Origin of the sequence: Brenneria alni (genome assembly GCF_003666245.1) — a bacterium.
GTDB lineage: Bacteria > Pseudomonadota > Gammaproteobacteria > Enterobacterales > Enterobacteriaceae > Brenneria > Brenneria alni.
Genome location: NZ_MJLZ01000004.1, coordinates 15127 through 34456 on the forward strand (window position 1 = coordinate 15127; position 19330 = coordinate 34456).

Consider the following 19330-nt stretch of genomic DNA (forward strand, 5'->3'; position numbering starts at 1 on the left):
GATGTTAAATGTTTAGACGGATACGTATTTCCACCAGTTTGTTTTTATTGTTGACGGTATTTTTTGTTGTACAACTGGTATCCAGTAGTTACTCGTTTAACGGGTTTCGTGCGGACTACCAGAATTTCACTCAGGTGGCGGTGGGGAGCCAACAGCGGGACGAGTTGACGATGAGTTGGGTTGCGTTGCTGCAGACGCGTAACACATTGAATCGGGCGGCAACACGGGCGGCGCGTAATGTTGCTCAGGAGCAGGTATCTGTGCTGATGACCAGTGCCAGATCGTATTTGGCTCAGGCGGATGTACATTTTAAACAGTACCTTGCGGTTCCCAGAATGACCGATAAGGGCGTGGAACTGACTGGTAACGTGACGGCAAGCTATGAGAAGCTTCATGCCGCTCTTGCTGAATTGATTATGTTTCTCGACAGCGGACAATTACAGCCGTTTCTTGATCAGCCGACACAGTCTTTTCAGGATAACTTTGAGACTAATTTTTCAGTCTATCTGGAATATGTGAATGGGCATTTGAAAGCAGCGGGTGACAGTAGTCAACACTCTTATTCTGGCTCTAAGTGGTCGTTCGGCATTGTAGTTATGCTTTCGATCCTTATTACGCTGCTTGGACTAATCTGGTTGAAAAAAGCGTTATTACAGCCGTTAGACGTGATGCGAGAGCATTTTGAGCGTATTGCAGACGGCAATCTGGCTGAAAAAATTGCTGATTATGGGCGTAACGAAATAGGCGTTATGTTTAATGCCCTGCAAAAAATGCAGGTGTCACTGGCGAGTATGGTTTACTCCGTTCGGCAGGGAACTGATGCCATGCTACATGGTGTGCAGGAGATATCCGCCGGAAATGATGATTTGTCTTCCCGAACGGAAGAACAGGCCTCTGCCCTGGAGGAAACGGCTGCCAGTATGGAACAGTTGACATCAATAGTGAAACAGAATGCTGACAACGCACATCAGGCGGCGAAACTGGCGCAGCAGGCCACTGTTACAGCAAAAAAAGGTGGCGAATTAACGGGCAATGTCGTGACAACCATGCAGCATATCGCACTTAGTTCACGGAAAATCAGTGACATAACCAGTGTCATTGACGGCATTGCATTTCAGACAAATATTTTGGCATTGAACGCGGCGGTTGAAGCAGCCAGAGCAGGGGAACAGGGAAGGGGGTTTGCTGTCGTGGCCGGTGAGGTGCGGAGTTTGGCGCAGCGGAGCGCTCAGGCGGCCAAAGAAATTAAAGGGTTGATTGATGAGTCTGTCAGCCGTGTCCAGCAAGGCTCTGAATTAGTTGAGTCCGCGGGTAGTACGATGGATGATATTGTTCGATCTGTAGCTCAGGTTACAGATATCATGGGTGAAATTGCTTCGGCGTCCGATGAGCAGAGCCGAGGAATAGAGCAGGTAGCTCAAGCTGTCACGGAGATGGATGGCGTTACCCAGCAAAATGCGGCTTTGGTAGAAGAAGCATCTTCTGCTGTCCGGTCACTTGCGGAACAGGCTGAGATGCTCACCAACACAGTGTCAGTTTTTAATCTTGCCTCATTAAAAGATGAATACCTGATAAATGATAACGAAGATAAACCTGCTATAGCTGTAAGGGAAAGTTCAGATTGGAAAACACCATAGCAAAAATAGATATTCGAGCGATTTAATATGAAAACTACACCATCGCAAAGTCGCCCCGAACCTGCATCTATCCTGACGCAGATGGTAGATCGGTTGCCGTTGTCGGATGTCCATTTCCGGCGTATCAGCCAACTAATTTATCAGCGTGCCGGTATCGTGCTGGCCGATCACAAAAGAGAAATGGTTTACAACCGTCTGGTCAGGCGTTTGCGTTTGCTTGGGATAAATGATTTTGGCCAATACCTGGCATTACTGGAATCCGATCATAACAGCGCTGAATGGCAGGCTTTTATTAATGCGCTGACGACCAATCTGACGGCTTTTTTTCGGGAAGCTCATCACTTTCCTATACTGGCTGAACATGCCCGCAGCCGTCCTAACGGCTATACCGTCTGGAGTACGGCGGCGTCAACAGGGGAAGAACCTTATTCTCTGGCTATGACGCTGGCTGAGGTTTTGGGTAACCGGGTGAGCGGCTGTCAGGTGTGGGCCAGTGATATTGATACGCAGGTTCTGGAAAAAGCTAGTGCTGGTATATATCGGCAGGAAGAGTTGCGTTCACTGTCCCCACAGCAACTGCAACGGTTCTTTTTACGTGGTACTGGTCCGCATAGCGGGCTGGTGCGCGTTCGCCCGGAACTTGCGTCGATGGTGCATTTTCAGCAATTGAATCTGTTGGCGCCCGAGTGGTCTGTTCCAGCACCGTTTGATGCCATTTTCTGTCGTAATGTGATGATTTATTTTGATAAAGAAACTCAGGAGCGCATTTTACGCCGATTTGTTCCGTTGCTTAAACCGGGTGGGCTGCTATTTGCCGGCCATTCAGAGAATTTCAGCCAAATTAGTCGGGAATTCTATCTGCGTGGGCAGACTGTTTATGGACTGGCTAAGGAAAGATAATGAGCAAGATTAAAGTATTGTGTGTTGATGACTCTGCCCTTATGCGTCAGATCATGACTGAAATCATTAACAGCCACCCTGATATGGAAGTGGTTGCTACAGCGCCAGATCCCTTAGTTGCCCGCGACTTAATTAAAAAATTTAATCCACAGGTATTAACGCTGGATGTTGAAATGCCGCGTATGGATGGATTGGATTTTCTGGAAAAATTAATGCGCTTGCGTCCAATGCCGGTTGTGATGGTGTCATCCCTGACAGGAAAAGGCTCAGAAATCACACTACGAGCTTTGGAACTGGGGGCCATTGATTTTGTAACAAAACCGCAGTTAGGTATTCGCGAAGGAATGCTGGCATACAGCGAACTTATTGCTGAAAAAATTCGCATGGCTGCTAAGGCGAGACTACCACAGCGTAGTCAGGTTCATGAGCCTATGGCGGTTATGCAACATATGCCATTACTGAGCAGTGAGAAATTAATCGCCATAGGCGCATCAACAGGAGGAACAGAGGCGATACGCCATGTATTACAGCCTCTGCCGCCGACAAGCCCAGCATTGCTGATTACGCAGCATATGCCGCCGGGATTTACCAGATCTTTTGCTGAACGTCTAAATAAGTTATGCCAGATTACAGTGAAAGAAGCCGAGGATGGGGAACGTGTTTTACCTGGACATGCCTATATCGCTCCAGGGGCACGGCACCTTGAACTAGCACGCAGTGGTGCAAACTATCAGGTACGCTTAAATGATGGCCCACCGGTTAACCGCCACCGTCCATCAGTTGATGTGTTATTCCGTTCGGTTGCACAGTATGCCGGGCGGAATTCGGTAGGGGTCATTCTTACGGGTATGGGAAATGACGGAGCTGCCGGTATGTTGGAGCTCCATCAGGCCGGTGCCTATACTCTGGCACAAAACGAAGCAAGTTGTGTGGTGTTTGGTATGCCACGCGAGGCTATCGCTATAGGGGGCGTCGACGAAGTGGTGGATTTGCACCAGGTTAGCCAGCGGATGCTGGCACAAATTTCTGCCGGACAGGCATTACGTATATAAGCAGCTCCCGGTGAGCAATAAATATTTTAGGAGTAGGTATGGCCGACAAAGAACTCAGGTTTTTAGTAGTGGATGATTTTTCGACAATGCGCCGAATTGTTCGCAACCTACTAAAGGAGCTGGGCTTTAATAATGTAGAGGAAGCTGAGGATGGCGCTGATGCGCTCAACAAGCTTCGTTCCGGTGCTTTCGATTTCGTTATTTCCGACTGGAATATGCCCAATATGGATGGTTTGGAGCTGTTGCAAACAATTCGTGCTGATGCTTCGCTGTCGAAACTTCCCGTGTTGATGGTGACGGCGGAAGCAAAAAAGGAAAATATTATCGCCGCAGCACAGGCTGGTGCCAGTGGCTATGTCGTTAAACCATTTACTGCTGCTATCCTGGAAGAGAAGCTGAGTAAGATTTTCGAAAAATTGGGTATGTAAGGGGATCTTATGACGATGCCACATCCGATGCCGCCGGTGAATGACACTGCTTCGGCCACTGAAATTATTTCTCGTATTGGTCAATTGACCCGTATGCTGCGTGACAGTCTGCGGGAGTTAGGATTGGACAACGCGATTGCAGAAGCAGCAGAAGCAATACCTGATGCCCGCGATCGTCTTGATTATGTTGTCCAAATGACGGCCCAGGCGGCAGAGCGGGCGCTAAGTTGTGTTGAAGCCGCACAGCCGCGTCAGAATCAGTTGGAAGCTGATGCCAAATCACTGAAGGATCGTTGGGATCAATGGTTTGAAAATCCCATTGAGTTGGCTGATGCCCGTGAGTTAGTGACCGATACGCGTAGTTACCTTGAGGATGTCCCACAGCATACCTCGTTTACCAATGCGCAACTGTTGGAAATTATGATGGCGCAGGACTTCCAGGATCTTACTGGTCAGGTCATCAAGCGTATGATGGATGTTATTCAGGAAATTGAGAAACAGTTGCTTATGGTGCTACTGGAAAACATGCCTGAAAAACCCGCCTCGGCCAAACGTGCCAATGACGGCCTGTTAAATGGCCCACAAGTGGATAAAAGCGCAGCAGGGGTGGTATCTAATCAGGATCAGGTGGACGACTTGCTAGATAGCCTTGGGTTCTAGTTCTTCCAATCAGCTTGACGTGTATGACGGTGATGCCACTTGCACGTTTGTAATTTTTAGCTATTTATGGCCGTTTTATCCGGTCATAAATAGTTAGATCGTTTTTCTTCCCCGAAATACCGACCGACTATCCGTTAAAGAAACGTAAGTTCTTCCCGTTGTTCCAGCCATAAAGTTTTTCCATATTTGTCATGCTAGGCAACAAATCCCTATCCCAAGTAGTAATGACAGGAACGCTGCAGTGGCTGAAGATAGCGATCTGGAAAAAACAGAATCCCCCACTCCCCACAAAGAGGAGAAGGCGCGAGAAGATGGCCAGATCCCCCGTTCCCGTGAATTGACTTCTATTCTGATGCTGGTCGTAGGGGTAGCAATACTGTGGATGGGCGGAGACGTGATGGCCAGGAAACTGGCCGCGATGATTGCGGATGGGTTGTATTTTAACCACTCGATTATCGATGATGACAAGCAGATGTTGCGGCAGATTGGACGGTTGCTTAAACATGCAGTAATTGCGTTGCTGCCGATCATGTGTGGTGCGATGCTGGTTGCACTGTCGGCCCCTATGTTGCTTGGGGGGCTTTTGTTCAGTACCAAATCGTTTAAGTTCGATTTGACGAAGCTGAACCCACTAACCGGCTTGAAGCGAATTTTCTCCAGTCAGGCATTGGCTGAGTTATTCAAAGGGATACTGAAATCATCCATGGTGGGGGGGATAACAGCCTGGTTTCTCTGGCATAACTGGCCGCAGATGCTGCGCCTGATTAGTGAGCCGCCGGTGGTCGCGCTGGGTAATGCGCTTAATCTGATTAGCGTGTGCGGGCTGTTTATCCTGATGGGACTTATCCCTATGGTAGCATTTGATGTGTTCTGGCAAATCTGGAGCCACATCAAAAAATTACGTATGACAAAACAAGAAATACGTGATGAACATAAGGAACATGAAGGTGATCCGCATGTGAAAGGACGTATTCGTCAGCAGCAGCGCGCCATGGCCCAGCGTCGCATGATGGCAGATGTACCTAAAGCTGATGTCATTGTTACCAACCCGACGCATTATGCGGTGGCGCTGCAATACGATGAAAAGAAAATGAATGCACCCAAGGTGTTGGCAAAAGGAGCGGGCGATATTGCTTTGCGTATCCGTGAAATTGCGGCGGAACATCGGGTTCCGGTGCTTGAGGCACCGCCGCTGGCGCGGGCGCTGTATCGCCATTCCGATGTGGGAAAGCATATTCCTGCCGAATTATATGCCGCAGTGGCTGAAGTGCTGGCATGGGTCTACCAACTTCGTCGCTGGCGGCGCGAGGGTGGCCTAATACCACGAAAACCTGAACGTTTACCTGTGCCAGATGCTCTGGACTTTGTGAGAGAGAACGATATTGATGGCTAATCTGGCCGCATTGCTGCGCTTACCCAGTAATTTTAAAAGTACGCAATGGCAAATTCTGGCGGGGCCGATCCTGATCCTGCTGATTTTGTCGATGATGGTATTACCGCTTCCCCCCTTTATTCTGGATCTGTTGTTTACCTTTAACATAGCCTTATCGATTATGGTATTGCTGGTGGCAATGTTTACCCAGCGCACCCTGGAATTTGCCGCATTTCCGACCATTCTGCTGTTTTCCACTTTGCTGCGTTTGTCGTTGAATGTCGCTTCAACGCGTATTATTTTGCTGGAAGGTCACACCGGAACGGCTGCTGCCGGTAAAGTGGTCGAATCATTCGGGCACTTTCTGGTCGGTGGAAATTTTGCCATTGGTATTGTGGTATTCATTATTCTGGTTCTGATCAACTTTATGGTGATTACCAAAGGCGCAGGACGTATCGCTGAAGTGGGAGCGCGTTTTGTGCTGGACGGTATGCCCGGCAAGCAAATGGCTATCGATGCCGATCTCAATGCAGGATTGATCGGCGAAGATGAAGCGAAAAAACGCCGTGCGGAAGTAACGCAGGAAGCAGACTTTTATGGTTCGATGGATGGCGCCAGCAAATTCGTTCGTGGTGATGCCATTGCCGGATTGATGATTATGGTCATCAACATTGTTGGCGGACTGATGGTCGGGATGCTTCAGCATGATATGCCACTAGCCCACGCGGCAGAGAGCTACACGCTGTTGACCATTGGCGACGGTCTGGTGGCGCAGATCCCCGCGCTGGTGATCTCGACGGCGGCTGGTGTCATTGTGACACGGGTCAGTACCGATCAGGATGTCGGCCAGCAGATGGTAACCCAACTGTTTAACAACCCCCGCGTGATGATATTAAGTGCTGCGGTGTTGGGCTTGATTGGTATGGTGCCGGGGATGCCCAATTTTGTATTCCTGCTGTTTACCACCGCGCTACTGGCTTTGGCCTGGTGGATGAGAGGTGAAACGGCGGCGGATACTTCCTCTGATACTTCAGAGCCGGTGGTCAAACAAAACCAGCCGATTGTTGAGGCCAGTTGGGCGGATGTTCAGTTAGAAGATCCTCTGGGTATGGAGGTGGGATATCGGTTGATTCCCATGGTTGACTCTCAGCAAAACGGTGAACTGCTGGGCAGAATCCGGAGCATTCGTAAGAAGTTTGCTCAGGAAATGGGGTATCTACCACCCGTTATACATATCCGCGATAATCTGGAATTACAGCCAGCGGGATATCGTATCCTGATGAACGGGGTTGAGATTGGGCAAGGCGAGTCACACCCCGGCCGTTGGATGGCGATTAACCCAGGCAACGCAATTGGGAAGCTGCCGGGGGATGTCACTCAGGATCCGGCCTTTGGTTTGCCTGCTGTGTGGATCGATAGTGCATTGAAAGAACAAGCGCAGGCTCAGGGATTCACCGTGGTTGAGGCAAGCACGGTGGTGGCTACGCATCTTAATCACCTGATTACAGTAAATGCCAGTGAACTATTTGGCCGGCAGGAGGCCATGCAGTTGATGGAGCGGGTTACCAAAGAGATGCCAAAGCTGACAGAGGATTTTATTCCTGGCGTCGTGACGCTCACTGTCTTGCATAAGGTACTGCAGAATTTGCTGGCTGAACGGGTCTCGATTAAAGACATGCGAACAATTATTGAAACCATATCAGAACATGCGGTGGTGCAAAAAGATCCAAATGAGCTGACAGTGGTTGTTCGTGTTGCTTTAGGACGAGCTATTACCCAACAATGGTTCCCAGGGCAGGATGAAATACAGGTAATTGGTCTGGATTTCGGCCTGGAGAAAATATTGCTGCAGGCGCTGCAAAATGGAGGAGGATTAGAGCCAGGTCTGGCCGACCGTGTGTTGGAACAGGCAAAGCAGGCCGTGCAACAACAGGAAACGCTCAATGCTCCACCTGTTTTGTTGGTTAATCATGCTCTGCGTCCGTTGTTAGCACGTTTTTTACGCCGTAATGTGCCGCGACTGGTGGTTTTGTCGAACCAGGAAATTAGTGATAATCGCCAGATACACATGACATCGGTGATTGGTGCAACGAAATGACAAAGCTGTATGTGCTGCTGTTACTGCTGTTTATGCAAGCCAGTCTGGCCGTCGACGGTAGCTGGGATGGCAGCGGCGCAAATACAGTGATAAGTCAGCGTGGAATACCCACGTCATCTTCGGTTATGCGCCCTCAAGGGGGGCTACCCGCTGGCAGGATAATGACCTCCGTTCACTGGAATTATAAGTTGTTGACGTCTTCTCCATCAGGGTTGCGGGTCGCCTTATGCACACCGGGGCTTTGTGTTCCTTTGGATGGAGCAAGTGGGAGGACTCAGGCTTTGCAAGGGGTTGATGCCAATAACCCACTCTATTTTTTATATATGTTGCCGGGGAAAGGGGCGATAAGACCGCCGGTACGTGTGCTTCACTACCAGGTATTGGTGAATTATCGTGAGCGGAATTAACGCGTTGTTTTAAAAATTCATCACACAACCTAAACGCCAAATTTTCGGCCCAGCTTGTTTCCCTGACGGTGCGACTGACCATCCGGTCCATAGAGGTTTGGTTGGTTTTTCTTTTCCAAAAAACCGAGCGCATCTTGCGTATGTTTTAAATGTTGTTCTAGCAGAAGGCCATTACGGTGATTATTTTGGCTCAGATGGCGGGTCTGACGCTGAATAGCCAGCCAGCAATTATTGAGTTCTGGATCCTGATCGTAAGGCGCGTAAATGGAGAGTGTTTGCTCCATCTGAATTCGTAACTTGTCAAAATGACTGAGAGTAGACAACTGTTCATTTTTATTTTCAGTTAAACGATGCAAAAAAGCGGCATTAACGCGAGCTGCACTCAACTCTTGCTGTTCCTGAATCAATATGTCGTCAAGCTGGTGCAGGGAATCTTGTATGCGGGTTAAAATGTCAAACATGTCCATCGTTGACTCAGCCATCATCGGTCTATTCCCGACTGTGCTTCTGCAATCAGTGCATCCGCTATCTTACTGGTATCAACCTTTAATTCGCCGTTACGGATAGCCTGTTTCAAATTTTCAACTTTCTCAATATTGATATCCAGTTCACTTGATTGAGTGAGCTGCGCCTGAGCGTTACTGAGATTTACCTGCGTTTCACTGGTAGCCGTACTCTGTACAGACGCATGACTGGTCTTGCTTTTGGCATGAGGGGTTAAATCTGCATCCTGACTTTGAACAGATTTTACCCCGGATATCGGGCGTGTACTATCGATACTCATGATGTCCTCTCAGGTCGTTTGGCAAACAGGCAACGGGTGTTATGATTGTCTATCGGCTAACTGAGCAAAATCTTTAATTATTTATAACGCAACCTTAACGGTACCGTCAGCTTCTACTGAGCCGTTGACTATCTGACCAGAATTCATTCTGACCCTGACTTTATCATTCAATACCGCGTTATTCATCACTTTACCTTCACTACTGATACTAAAACCGGCTCCACTGGCGATGACCTGTACCGTTTGCCCGGATTTGACCGCCCACGGCTGACGGAACATTTTTGCCTGCAGTGGTTGTCCGGTGCCGATCATCCGTTGACTGACAGAACCAAGAACCTGATCGAGAGCGGTTACTGGCATGGTGGGGAAGGTGTCGATCCTACCCCGCTGCCATTTTATATCATCCATGCTGATTTCATGTTTGGCAGGAATGGGACGCGTGGCCACAAGATAATCGCCCGTTACCTGAACGCTGGCCTGCACAAAATATTTGTCAGAGCCACAGGTGACTCTAATGCTCAGATTTCCCCATATTTTATTACGAGAAGGGAGGGCAAACAGCGGCGCGGAGCAGTTTGACAAGCTGGACGCGGGGGTTTTTATCTTCACATCAATATGCTCAACAGGAATAGTAATCTGCTGACGGATAAATGTTTCTATTTGCGAGGATAATACCTGCGATGATGGTTCACTGGCGAAGACTGACATACCCGTCAGTAAAGCTAAAACGCCGTTAAACCAAACCAGCCGCTTGCCCCCCATCATTTGCCCTCGTTAATTGATTTAACGTCCTAATCAGCTTTACAACGCCGTCAGGAATATATTCCACGGTGGTAAGTTTACCTTTTCACCAGCCAGGCCAATCGGGAAATTAGCTACTCATTTCCCGCTTATTCCAGCGATAAGGCTATCTCTATCCCGTTTATGCTACCTGCACTGGGTAGTGTCTGCTGACGTGAATTCCTGTGGAGAAATTAGAGAGATGCTGGACAAACTTGATGCGGCCTTACGCTTTCAACAAGAAGCACTGAATTTACGTGCGCAGCGCCAGGAGATCCTGGCTGGCAATGTTGCTAATGCGGATACGCCAGGTTATCAGGCACGCGATATTGATTTTTCCACGGAGCTAACCAAAGCTATTGAGCAAGGCAGAGCATCCGGTTCAGGGCTTTCTCTCTCGGTGACATCATCCCGGCACATACCCGCGCAGACATCATCGCCACCCTTACTGGATCTGTTGTATCGGGTACCTGATCAGCCTGCATTAGATGGCAATACGGTCGATATGGACCGGGAAAGAACCAACTTTGCTGATAATAGCCTGCGTTATCAAACCAGTCTTACCGTTTTGAGCGGACAGATTAAAGGTATGACGTCAGTATTACAGGATAAATAACGACCTATGTCATTACTCAATATTTTCGAAATTTCAGGTTCGGCACTGACGGCACAATCGCAGCGTATGAACGTGAGCGCCAGTAATCTGGCCAATGCTGACAGCGTTACCGGTCCTGATGGTACGCCATATCGTGCAAAACAGGTAGTGTTCAAAGTGGCTGCGCCTGCAGGTCAGGACATCGGCGGCGTTCGGGTAGACAGCATTGTTGACGATCCGTCGCCTGACAAACTGGTCTATCAACCTGGCAATCCACTTGCTGACGAACGGGGCTATGTTCGTATGCCAAATGTTGATGTTACTGCCGAAATGGTTAACTCCATTTCAGCCTCAAGAAGTTATCAGGCTAATGTGGAAGTCCTGAACACAACAAAAACACTCATGCAGAAAACGCTGACATTAGGGCAGTAACGGAGGGGAAATGAGCATTGCTATTTCAGTTAATGAGTCAACCGATTCCAGTACGGTTACCACTACATCGTCATCAACAGGCAACAGCAGTTCAGATCTCCAAAGTCAGTTTCTGACGTTACTGGTGGCGCAATTACAAAATCAGGATCCCACCAATCCTATGGATAACAGTCAGTTAACCAGTCAGTTGGCGCAAATTAGTACGCTTAATGGTATTGAGAAACTCAACACTACACTGGGGTCGATTTCTGGACAACTGGACACCAGCCAGACGTTACAAGCATCAACCCTGATTGGTCATGGCGTGCTGATATCTGGCAACAGTATTGTGGTTGGGGAGAGCAGTTCGGTTACGCCATTTGGTATTGAACTGGACAATGCGGCCAGCAACGTGACGGTGGCCATCAAAGATTCAAGTGGCAGTACTGTGCGTACCGTTACTCTAGGAGAACAAAGCGCAGGTGTTCAGACTTACAGTTGGGATGGCACGGATGACACCGGCGCCGCCGTTGCGGAAGGCAGCTACAGCTATACGGTGACGGCTACGTCGTCATCTGGAAGCAGCGTGGTGGCTACACCGCTCAAATATGCGCTGGTTTATGGCGTCAATACGAGTTCAGATACCGCCACGCTCAATCTGGGCCTGTCGGGAACCGCAACACTTAGCGATGTTAAACAGATTATTTGATTTTTATCTCTCTGCGCTGGGTGTAGATAACCACAGTGTTTTGCGTAACTTACTTTATTCAAGAGGTGCCCTGCTATGGGTTTTTCACAGGCGATTAGTGGTTTAAATGCGGCATCCAGCAATTTGGATGTGATTGGTAACAACATTGCCAACTCGGAAACAACCGGTTTTAAAGCTGCATCGGTATCCTTTGCCGATATTTTTGCGTCTTCCCAGGTTGGTCTGGGGGTCAAAGTGGCGTCAGTCAGTCAGGATTTTGGTGATGGTACGGTTGAGTCTACCGATCGGGGGCTGGATGTGGCCATCGCCGGTACTGGCTTTTTCCGTATGACCGATGAAAATGGTTCGGTTTACTACTCACGTAATGGTGAACTTTCACTGGATAGTGAGCGCAATATTGTTAACAGCAGTGGTTATTACCTGACGGGTTATGCAGCAACGGGTACGCCGCCGACCATAAATACCGGCGCTGAACCTACGGCGATCAATATCCCCTCCGGCGATATCGCTGCCAACGCCACCAACAGCGCAAGCATGGTACTCAACCTGAACTCCAGCGCCGATACAATACCTGCCGGTACAACGTTTGATGCAACGGATGCCAGTACCTATAGCTATTCACGCACGCTGACCACCTATGACAGTCAGGGCAACACCCACAACGTTAACCTGTATTTTGCTAAAACGAACGATAATACCTGGAACGTTTATGGTGTTGACAGCAGCGATGCGGCGGCGGAACCCCAGACATTAGGTACGCTGACTTTTGACGGTAGCGGTATGTTAACCGGAACGACAGAACTGAACGTCGCCACCAATGGGATTAACGGCTCAGATGACAACACCTTTGCCATTTCGTTCACCGGCACAACCCAGCAAAGCGCCAGTGCCAGCACCATCAGCAGTTCAACTCAGGATGGTTATATGGCTGGCAGCCTCTCTTCTTACACCATCAATAGCGATGGCACCATCACCGGCACCTATTCCAACGGGCAAACCCAGTTACTGGGGCAGATCGTTATGGCAAGCTTTGCCAATCCGCAGGGTTTGAAAGCTGAAGGGGATAATGTCTGGTCGTCAACGGCCTCTTCAGGTGCGGCGATTGTCGGTACTGCGGGCGTCGGGGTATTCGGTTCACTGACCAGTGGTGCGTTGGAGTCGTCAAACGTCGATCTAAGCGCTGAACTGGTCAACATGATCGTTGCTCAACGTAACTACCAGTCGAACGCGCAGACGATTAAAACCCAGGACGCCATTCTGAACACGCTGGTGAACCTGCGTTAATAAAACGTACAGGATAGCTTTATGGATCACGCAATTTACACTGCTATGGGGGCTGCCAGCCAAACGCTGGAACAGCACTCGGTTATTGCCAATAATCTGGCTAATTCGTCCACGCCAGGCTTTCGGGCGCAGTTAACCGCTATGCGTGCGGTTCCGGTAGAAGGGCCGACATTGCAAACGCGGACGCTGGTGGTGGCATCAACGCCAACCGCCGATATGTCTCAGGGGCCGTTGAACTACACTGCGCGTTCTCTGGATGTTGCCTTGCAGGATCAGGGCTGGCTTGCAGTACAGTTGCCGAATGGTGAAGAAGCCTATACGCGCAACGGCGCCATTCAGGTTGATGCGACGGGGCAGTTGCGGATTCAGGGTTATCCCGTTGTTGGTGATGCTGGCCCGCTGACCGTGCCGACTCAGGCAAGTATCTCTATCGCGGCGGACGGAACGATTTCTTCTTTGGGGGATGGTGATGATCCCAACACGATTGCCCAGGTCGGGGCGTTGAAGTTAGTGAGCTCTGATCCGCAGCAACTGGTTCGCGGTGATGATGGCCTCTTTCATTTGACCGAGGCTGCACGTCAGCAGGCAGGTAACGCGCTGCCAAACGATGACGCGGTCAGAGTTATGCCCGGCGTACTGGAAGGAAGCAATGTGAACACCGTCAATACTCTGGTCGACATGATTGGCAATTCCCGACGTTTTGAGATGCAGATGAAAATTATCAGCAGCGTTGATCAAAATGCCCAAAGTGCTAACCAGTTGCTGGCTATCAGCTAAATTTTCTATTAAGGAAACATTATGATCCGCTCCCTCTGGATTGCCAAAACAGGGCTTGATGCTCAACAAACCAATATGGATGTTATTTCCAACAACCTGGCGAACGTGAGTACCAATGGGTTTAAAAGACAGCGGGCGGTATTTGAGGATCTGCTGTATCAGACCGTCCGTCAGCCGGGAGCTCAGTCATCGGAGCAAACCACATTGCCCTCTGGTTTACAGTTAGGTACGGGCGTCCGCCCGGTGACGACTGAACGCTTACACAGTCAGGGCAATCTGGAGCAAACCGAAAACAGCAAAGATGTTGCTATCAATGGTCAGGGTTTTTTCCAGATTCAGTTACCGGATGGCACCACGGCATACACGCGTGATGGCTCTTTTCAGCTTGATTCCAACGGCCAACTGGTGACATCCAGCGGTTATATGGTACAGCCTGCCATTACCATACCGGATACCGCCTTAACCATGACGGTAGCACGCGATGGCGTCGTCAGCGTAACGCTACAGGGACAAACGGCAGCCAACCAGGTTGGTCAACTGACGCTCAGTACATTTATTAACCCTACCGGGCTGCAAAGTCTGGGTGAAAATCTGTACCAGGAAACGGAAAGTTCCGGTGCGCCGACCGAATCAACGCCGGGGCAAAATGGTGCAGGGCTGCTGTATCAGGGCTATGTTGAAACCTCAAACGTCAACGTTGCTGAGGAACTGGTCGATATGATCCAGGTTCAACGTGCGTATGAAATTAACAGCAAAGCCGTATCGACCTCCGATGCTATGTTGCAACGCTTAACACAGCTCTGAATTAATCCCTGGCACAAAAAGAACATAAGGTTAAGCATGTTGTGTTGTTGGACTTCAAAGCCTTTATTATGGCAAAGGCGACTAAGCTGGCCGTTACTGGCGACGATGATTCTGACCGGATGCGCATACATCCCGCATAAGTCGTTGGTGGAAGGTGAAACCAGCGCGTCGCCTGCGCCCGCTCAGTTGTATGCTACCAATGGTTCTATTTTTCAGTCTGTACAGCCGATGAACTATGGTTATCAGCCATTATTTGAAGATCGTCGGCCCCGGAACGTTGGGGATATCTTGACCATTACTTTGCAGGAAAATGTCAGCGCAAGTAAAAGTTCATCGGCGAATGCCAGCCGTGATGGTTCTTCATCCGTTGGCTTGACGACCGTACCGCGTTCATTAAACGGGTTGCTTGGCAATGGCAAAGCCGATCTGGCAGCATCGGGCACAAGCGATTTTGAAGGGGCAGGCGGGGCCAGTGCGCAGAATACGTTTTCAGGAACGATCACTGTGACAGTCAGTGATGTTCTGACCAATGGCAATCTGAAAGTGATAGGGGAAAAGCAGATTGCCATTAATCAGGGCGCTGAATATATCCGGTTTTCCGGCATCGTGAATCCAAGGACCATCACAGGAAGCAATTCCGTGGTATCAACCCAGGTAGCTGATGCCAGAATTGAATATGTAGGTAAAGGCTATATTAACGAAGCGCAGAACATGGGATGGCTGCAACGATTCTTCCTTAACATTGCACCATTCTAAGAGGTTAATTATGTCAATGTACCGCCAACTGGTTATGAGCTTATTTTTTATGCTGGCGCTGATTTCATCCGTATCGGCAGAGCGGTTGCGTGATCTGGTTGACATCCAGGGTGTGCGTGATAACCCGCTTATTGGTTATGGTCTGGTGGTCGGTCTGGATGGAACAGGCGATCAGACTACCCAGACCCCATTTACCACGCAAAGTCTGACCAATATGCTCTCTCAGCTCGGTATTACCGTACCCAGCGGGACAAATATGCAGTTGAAAAACGTTGCGGCGGTAATGGTAACGGCTAACTACCCGGCTTTTGCCCGTGCCGGACAAAAAATTGACGTAGTGGTTTCTTCACTTGGCTCGGCAAAGAGCCTGCGTGGGGGAACCCTGCTGATGACGCCGTTGAAGGGGGTTGACAACCAAGTTTATGCCCTGGCTCAGGGTAACCTTTTGGTTGGCGGCGCCGGGGCGTCGTCAGGTGGAAGCCAGGTGAAGGTTAACCAGCTTTCCGGCGGTAGGATTAATAACGGTGCGATTATCGAGAGAGAACTTCCCAACACATTTGGTAATTCAAACCGGATTACTCTGCAACTGAAGCAGGAAGATTTTAGTCTTGCCCAGCGTATCAGTGACGCAATCAACCGTCAGAACAGCATTGGTAGCGCTCAGGCGCTGGATGGACGTACGGTGGAAGTCGTGCTGCCGCAAAACAATAGCCAGCAGGTTCGTTTTCTGGCGCAGATACAGGATATCCGTGTAGACGTAGGGGAAATAGATGCCAAAGTTATTATCAATTCCCGTACGGGTTCCGTTGTCATGAACCGGAGTGTCATGCTGGATTCCTGTGCGGTGGCGCAGGGCAACCTCTCTGTTGTCGTGGACAATCAGCAGGCCGTCAGCCAGCCGAATGCGCCTTTGGCCGGCGGTCAGACGGTGGTAACGCAACAGACCGAAATCTCTGTCCGACAGGAAGGGGGCTCCCTACAGCGTGTCAACGCCAGCGCTAATTTAAATAATGTTATACGTGCGATGAATGCGCTGGGGGCAACGCCGATGGATCTGATGTCAATCCTACAGGCAATGCACAGTGCCGGATGCCTGAAAGCCGATGTGGAGATTATCTGATGTTACCGTCCGGCAACCTGATGGATCAGGCCTCGGCAGCCTACGATGTACAATCCGTGAATGGATTACGCCGTGAGGCCGTACAGAATACCCCCGGCGCACTGCACAAAGTGGCCCAGCAGGTTGAAGGACTGTTCGTCAATATGATGTTGAAGAGTATGCGTAATACTCTTCCTCAGGATGGGTTGTTGAGCAGCGATCAAACACGTATGTACACCAGCATGTATGATCAGCAGGTTGCCCAGAATTTGTCGGCAAAAGGTTTGGGGCTGGCGGATATGATGGTTAAACAATTGAGCCATCATGCGGCTACCGAGCCAGACGAACAAGTTGGCAAAACCCCCATGCCGCTGGGGCAGGAACGGCTGGCGAGTGCCGCCATGCCGCCAGCCCTTATCGGTGAATTTTTTCGTCGTACTCAGCCGGAAACCGACTCAAAGCAAAATTCGGTTGCAGGTTATTCGGATTCGGCTACCAATGCGTCTTTTTCTGATCGTCTGTCTATTCCGGCGATGATTGCCAGCTTGCAGAGCGGCATACCACATCACCTTATTATGGCTCAGGCGATACTGGAATCCGGATGGGGAAAACGAGAAATTATGACCAGTGACGGAAAAACCAGCCACAACATTTTTGGTGTGAAAGCAGGTAGTAGCTGGGACGGTGATGTTGCGTCTGTCATGACCACGGAATATAAGAACGGCCAGCCTTATAAATTGAAGCAGGATTTCAGAGTGTACGATTCCTATCTGCACGCAATAAACGACTATATTACTCTGCTGACAAAAAACTCCCGCTACAAAGATGTGTTGAATGCTAATAGTGCGGAACAGGGGGCCTATGCGTTACAGAAAGCAGGCTATGCGACGGATCCGAATTATGGTGCGAAATTGGTGCAGATTATTGAACAAATTCGTAGTTCAGCCCAAAAAGCGGCGCAGGCTTATACACATGATTTAAACACTTTATTTTAAATTTTTATCGCTATCTTTACCTGAGTCTCCCTCAAGTTTCACTCCTGAACGCCGATAAATAGAATAGACGAAGCGTTATCGGGTCTCCCCCGATGGCAGAAGAAGGAAATATAATGGCCAGTTCTTTAATTAATATTGCATCTTCAGGCCTGAAGGCGGCAAATCTTGCGTTAAGTGCCACATCAAATAATATTGCCAACTCTAGCACCGATGGTTATAACCGTCAGAACGTCAAACTGGCGGAAAGTGCGGGTACTTTGACCAGCTATGGTTCGGTTGGTACTGGCGTGACGATTTTGTCGGTTGAACGTGCTTATGACGCTCTGGTTGTTGCGCAGTTGCGTGCATCGACGGCCAGCTACGAGTCAACCAATGCTTATTATGAGCAAATTTCTCAAGTGGATAACTTGCTGTCCGATAGTGAAAACAGCCTTTCCACCATGATGTCTTCCTTCTTCTCCGGTTTACAGTCATTGACGGAAAATGCCAGTGATACTTCAGCACGCCAGACGGTAATCAGCAGCGCGGAAAGTTTGGTCAACCAGTTTGTCAGTGCGGATACCTATCTGCGCGATATGGATAGCGCGATTAATCAGCAACTGTCGACAAATATTGATTTGGTTAATAACTATGCTACGCAAATTGCTGATATTAACCAGCAAATAACCCGTCTGGGCAGCAGTGGGAATTCGGCAAATGACTTGTTGGATCAGCGCGATCTATTAATCGATAACCTGAATAAGCTGGTTGGCGTAACGGTCAGTACTCAGGACAGCAATGTTATTAATGTCAGTCTTTCAAATGGCCAGACTTTGGTTCAGGGTGATACGGCTTATAAGTTATCTGCGGTCGCCTCCAGTACAGATACATCCCGTATCACGGTTGCTTATGATAATGGTATCGGTGATCCGGTCGAGATTGATGAGGGAACCCTGACTGGCGGCAGCATCAGCGGATTATTATCATTCCGCACTGACGTGCTGGATAGTACGCGTAATCAACTTGGGCTGGTTGCATTGACCCTGGCGGATAGCTTTAATATTCAGCACAGTGCCGGGGTAGATTTAAACGGTGACGCGGGAACTGACTTTTTCAGCTTTGCTTCCCCCAGCGTGATGAGCAGCACGAAGAACAGCGGTGCCGCCACGTTATCCGCCGCCTATACGGATACCAGCGCGGTTAAAGCCAGCGATTATTCATTAAGCTATGATGGTTCAGCCTGGCAAGTAACCCGTGTGTCAGATAATGCCAGTGTGGCCGCGACCAGCGGCACTGACGGTGACGGCAATACAACGTTAAGTTTTGATGGTCTGACGGTGACGGTAAGCGGTAGTGCGTCGGAAGATGACACTTTTATCGTTAACACCGTAAGCGATGTCATCAACAGTTTATCCGTCAGCGTAACGGATGTCGCGCTGGTTGCCGCAGGTAGTGGCGGTGGGGAAAGCGATAATACCAACGCGTTGAAACTATTGAATTTGCAAAATCAAAACCTGGTTGGCGGTAATGCGACCTTTAATGATGCTTATGCTTCTTTAGTCAGTGATATTGGCGTCAAGGCGCAGAGTGCGGAAACCAACAGGACGGTTCAATCCAACATCGTCGATCAGCTTACCGAGAGGCAGCAGTCTATTTCAGGCGTTGATCTGAATGAAGAATATATCGATTTGACGCGTTACCAGCAGTATTACCTTGCCAATGCGAAGGTACTGTCTACCGCAAGTACTATATTTGATTCATTACTGGCGGCAGTAAATAACTGATTCTCCGTCCATTTAGAGC

General features: G+C 49.3%; 21 protein-coding genes. 18 read left to right on the forward strand and 3 right to left on the reverse strand.

The window, feature by feature from the left end:
• The first annotated feature begins 8 nt into the window (after nucleotides 1–8).
• From BIY29_RS03065 to BIY29_RS03100, 8 genes are all read left to right on the forward strand, one after another.
• Nucleotides 9–1637, forward strand: coding sequence for a methyl-accepting chemotaxis protein (locus BIY29_RS03065; RefSeq protein ID WP_121573671.1), 1629 nt, complete (start codon nucleotides 9–11; stop codon nucleotides 1635–1637).
• Between the two features lie 27 nt (nucleotides 1638–1664).
• On the forward strand, nucleotides 1665–2537 hold the full coding sequence (gene cheR, locus BIY29_RS03070) for a protein-glutamate O-methyltransferase CheR (RefSeq protein WP_121573673.1): 873 nt from the start codon (nucleotides 1665–1667) through the stop codon (nucleotides 2535–2537).
• Entirely contained in the window at nucleotides 2537–3589 is a 1053-nt protein-coding gene (locus BIY29_RS03075) for a protein-glutamate methylesterase/protein-glutamine glutaminase (RefSeq protein ID WP_121573675.1), read from the forward strand. The genes cheR and BIY29_RS03075 overlap by 1 nt, the downstream gene beginning before the upstream one ends.
• A gap of 38 nt (nucleotides 3590–3627) precedes the next feature.
• The gene (cheY, locus tag BIY29_RS03080) at nucleotides 3628–4017 is read left to right on the forward strand and encodes a chemotaxis response regulator CheY (RefSeq protein WP_121573677.1); all 390 of its coding nucleotides are present in this window, start codon (nucleotides 3628–3630) and stop codon (nucleotides 4015–4017) included.
• 15 nt (nucleotides 4018–4032) lie between these two features.
• Nucleotides 4033–4677 (forward strand): protein phosphatase CheZ, encoded by a 645-nt coding sequence (cheZ, locus tag BIY29_RS03085; RefSeq protein WP_420808401.1) that lies wholly within the window; start codon nucleotides 4033–4035, stop codon nucleotides 4675–4677.
• Between the two features lie 241 nt (nucleotides 4678–4918).
• Entirely contained in the window at nucleotides 4919–6070 is a 1152-nt protein-coding gene (gene flhB / locus BIY29_RS03090; RefSeq protein WP_121573681.1) for a flagellar biosynthesis protein FlhB, read from the forward strand.
• Nucleotides 6063–8147 carry a flagellar biosynthesis protein FlhA gene (gene flhA, locus BIY29_RS03095; RefSeq protein WP_121573683.1) on the forward strand — a complete coding sequence of 695 codons (2085 nt, stop codon included), beginning with the start codon at nucleotides 6063–6065 and terminating at the stop codon, nucleotides 8145–8147. Before flhB ends, flhA begins: the two co-directional genes overlap by 8 nt.
• The gene (locus BIY29_RS03100; RefSeq protein ID WP_121573685.1) at nucleotides 8144–8554 is read left to right on the forward strand and encodes a flagellar protein FlhE; all 411 of its coding nucleotides are present in this window, start codon (nucleotides 8144–8146) and stop codon (nucleotides 8552–8554) included. Before flhA ends, BIY29_RS03100 begins: the two co-directional genes overlap by 4 nt.
• A gap of 29 nt (nucleotides 8555–8583) precedes the next feature.
• Here the strand turns inward: BIY29_RS03100 and BIY29_RS03105 are convergent, their stop codons facing one another.
• From BIY29_RS03105 to flgA, 3 genes are all read right to left on the reverse strand, one after another.
• Complete coding sequence (locus BIY29_RS03105) at nucleotides 8584–9039, reverse strand: flagella synthesis protein FlgN (protein WP_121573687.1); 456 nt, start codon at nucleotides 9037–9039, stop codon at nucleotides 8584–8586.
• Entirely contained in the window at nucleotides 9036–9338 is a 303-nt protein-coding gene (gene flgM / locus BIY29_RS03110; protein ID WP_121573689.1) for a flagellar biosynthesis anti-sigma factor FlgM, read from the reverse strand. Before flgM ends, BIY29_RS03105 begins: the two co-directional genes overlap by 4 nt.
• Nucleotides 9339–9419: 81 nt before the next feature.
• On the reverse strand, nucleotides 9420–10103 hold the full coding sequence (gene flgA / locus BIY29_RS03115) for a flagellar basal body P-ring formation chaperone FlgA (protein WP_121573691.1): 684 nt from the start codon (nucleotides 10101–10103) through the stop codon (nucleotides 9420–9422).
• Nucleotides 10104–10320: 217 nt separating this feature from the next.
• Here flgA and flgB point away from each other — a divergent pair, with 217 nt between their 5' ends.
• The 10 genes from flgB (at nucleotide 10321) to flgK (ending at nucleotide 19311) form a co-directional block, all read left to right on the forward strand.
• The gene (gene flgB, locus BIY29_RS03120; protein ID WP_121573693.1) at nucleotides 10321–10734 is read left to right on the forward strand and encodes a flagellar basal body rod protein FlgB; all 414 of its coding nucleotides are present in this window, start codon (nucleotides 10321–10323) and stop codon (nucleotides 10732–10734) included.
• 6 nt (nucleotides 10735–10740) lie between these two features.
• A complete protein-coding gene (gene flgC, locus BIY29_RS03125; RefSeq protein WP_121573695.1) occupies nucleotides 10741–11145 on the forward strand; it encodes a flagellar basal body rod protein FlgC in 405 nt (134 codons plus the stop codon).
• Between the two features lie 10 nt (nucleotides 11146–11155).
• Nucleotides 11156–11833: a flagellar hook assembly protein FlgD gene (flgD, locus tag BIY29_RS03130; protein ID WP_121573697.1), complete on the forward strand. Its 678-nt coding sequence runs from the start codon at nucleotides 11156–11158 to the stop codon at nucleotides 11831–11833.
• A 75-nt stretch (nucleotides 11834–11908) separates the two neighbouring features.
• A complete protein-coding gene (flgE, locus tag BIY29_RS03135) occupies nucleotides 11909–13117 on the forward strand; it encodes a flagellar hook protein FlgE (RefSeq protein WP_121573698.1) in 1209 nt (402 codons plus the stop codon).
• A gap of 21 nt (nucleotides 13118–13138) precedes the next feature.
• A complete protein-coding gene (locus BIY29_RS03140; RefSeq protein ID WP_121573699.1) occupies nucleotides 13139–13894 on the forward strand; it encodes a flagellar basal body rod protein FlgF in 756 nt (251 codons plus the stop codon).
• 21 nt (nucleotides 13895–13915) lie between these two features.
• Nucleotides 13916–14698, forward strand: a complete 783-nt coding sequence (gene flgG, locus BIY29_RS03145; RefSeq protein WP_121573700.1) for a flagellar basal-body rod protein FlgG — start codon at nucleotides 13916–13918, stop codon at nucleotides 14696–14698.
• A 105-nt stretch (nucleotides 14699–14803) separates the two neighbouring features.
• Entirely contained in the window at nucleotides 14804–15454 is a 651-nt protein-coding gene (locus BIY29_RS03150) for a flagellar basal body L-ring protein FlgH (RefSeq protein ID WP_420808400.1), read from the forward strand.
• 16 nt (nucleotides 15455–15470) lie between these two features.
• Entirely contained in the window at nucleotides 15471–16574 is a 1104-nt protein-coding gene (locus tag BIY29_RS03155) for a flagellar basal body P-ring protein FlgI (protein WP_121573702.1), read from the forward strand.
• A complete protein-coding gene (flgJ, locus tag BIY29_RS03160) occupies nucleotides 16574–17548 on the forward strand; it encodes a flagellar assembly peptidoglycan hydrolase FlgJ (protein ID WP_240629927.1) in 975 nt (324 codons plus the stop codon). The genes BIY29_RS03155 and flgJ overlap by 1 nt, the downstream gene beginning before the upstream one ends.
• Nucleotides 17549–17661: 113 nt before the next feature.
• Entirely contained in the window at nucleotides 17662–19311 is a 1650-nt protein-coding gene (gene flgK / locus BIY29_RS03165; protein WP_121573704.1) for a flagellar hook-associated protein FlgK, read from the forward strand.
• Nucleotides 19312–19330: the final 19 nt, after the last annotated feature.

What these genes read in the sequence shown, in the direction of transcription:
- BIY29_RS03065 (WP_121573671.1), top strand. Translation starts at nt 9, where the DNA reads ATGTTTAGACGGATACGTATTTCCACCAGTTTGTTTTTATTGTTGACG.
- cheR (WP_121573673.1), top strand. Translation starts at nt 1,665, where the DNA reads ATGAAAACTACACCATCGCAAAGTCGCCCCGAACCTGCATCTATCCTG.
- BIY29_RS03075 (WP_121573675.1), top strand. Translation starts at nt 2,537, where the DNA reads ATGAGCAAGATTAAAGTATTGTGTGTTGATGACTCTGCCCTTATGCGT.
- cheY (WP_121573677.1), top strand. Translation starts at nt 3,628, where the DNA reads ATGGCCGACAAAGAACTCAGGTTTTTAGTAGTGGATGATTTTTCGACA.
- cheZ (WP_420808401.1), top strand. Translation starts at nt 4,033, where the DNA reads ATGCCACATCCGATGCCGCCGGTGAATGACACTGCTTCGGCCACTGAA.
- flhA (WP_121573683.1), top strand. Translation starts at nt 6,063, where the DNA reads ATGGCTAATCTGGCCGCATTGCTGCGCTTACCCAGTAATTTTAAAAGT.
- BIY29_RS03100 (WP_121573685.1), top strand. Translation starts at nt 8,144, where the DNA reads ATGACAAAGCTGTATGTGCTGCTGTTACTGCTGTTTATGCAAGCCAGT.
- BIY29_RS03105 (WP_121573687.1), bottom strand. Translation starts at nt 9,039, where the DNA reads ATGATGGCTGAGTCAACGATGGACATGTTTGACATTTTAACCCGCATA.
- flgM (WP_121573689.1), bottom strand. Translation starts at nt 9,338, where the DNA reads ATGAGTATCGATAGTACACGCCCGATATCCGGGGTAAAATCTGTTCAA.
- flgA (WP_121573691.1), bottom strand. Translation starts at nt 10,103, where the DNA reads ATGATGGGGGGCAAGCGGCTGGTTTGGTTTAACGGCGTTTTAGCTTTA.
- flgB (WP_121573693.1), top strand. Translation starts at nt 10,321, where the DNA reads ATGCTGGACAAACTTGATGCGGCCTTACGCTTTCAACAAGAAGCACTG.
- flgC (WP_121573695.1), top strand. Translation starts at nt 10,741, where the DNA reads ATGTCATTACTCAATATTTTCGAAATTTCAGGTTCGGCACTGACGGCA.
- flgD (WP_121573697.1), top strand. Translation starts at nt 11,156, where the DNA reads ATGAGCATTGCTATTTCAGTTAATGAGTCAACCGATTCCAGTACGGTT.
- flgE (WP_121573698.1), top strand. Translation starts at nt 11,909, where the DNA reads ATGGGTTTTTCACAGGCGATTAGTGGTTTAAATGCGGCATCCAGCAAT.
- BIY29_RS03140 (WP_121573699.1), top strand. Translation starts at nt 13,139, where the DNA reads ATGGATCACGCAATTTACACTGCTATGGGGGCTGCCAGCCAAACGCTG.
- flgG (WP_121573700.1), top strand. Translation starts at nt 13,916, where the DNA reads ATGATCCGCTCCCTCTGGATTGCCAAAACAGGGCTTGATGCTCAACAA.
- BIY29_RS03150 (WP_420808400.1), top strand. Translation starts at nt 14,804, where the DNA reads ATGATTCTGACCGGATGCGCATACATCCCGCATAAGTCGTTGGTGGAA.
- BIY29_RS03155 (WP_121573702.1), top strand. Translation starts at nt 15,471, where the DNA reads ATGTACCGCCAACTGGTTATGAGCTTATTTTTTATGCTGGCGCTGATT.
- flgJ (WP_240629927.1), top strand. Translation starts at nt 16,574, where the DNA reads ATGTTACCGTCCGGCAACCTGATGGATCAGGCCTCGGCAGCCTACGAT.
- flgK (WP_121573704.1), top strand. Translation starts at nt 17,662, where the DNA reads ATGGCCAGTTCTTTAATTAATATTGCATCTTCAGGCCTGAAGGCGGCA.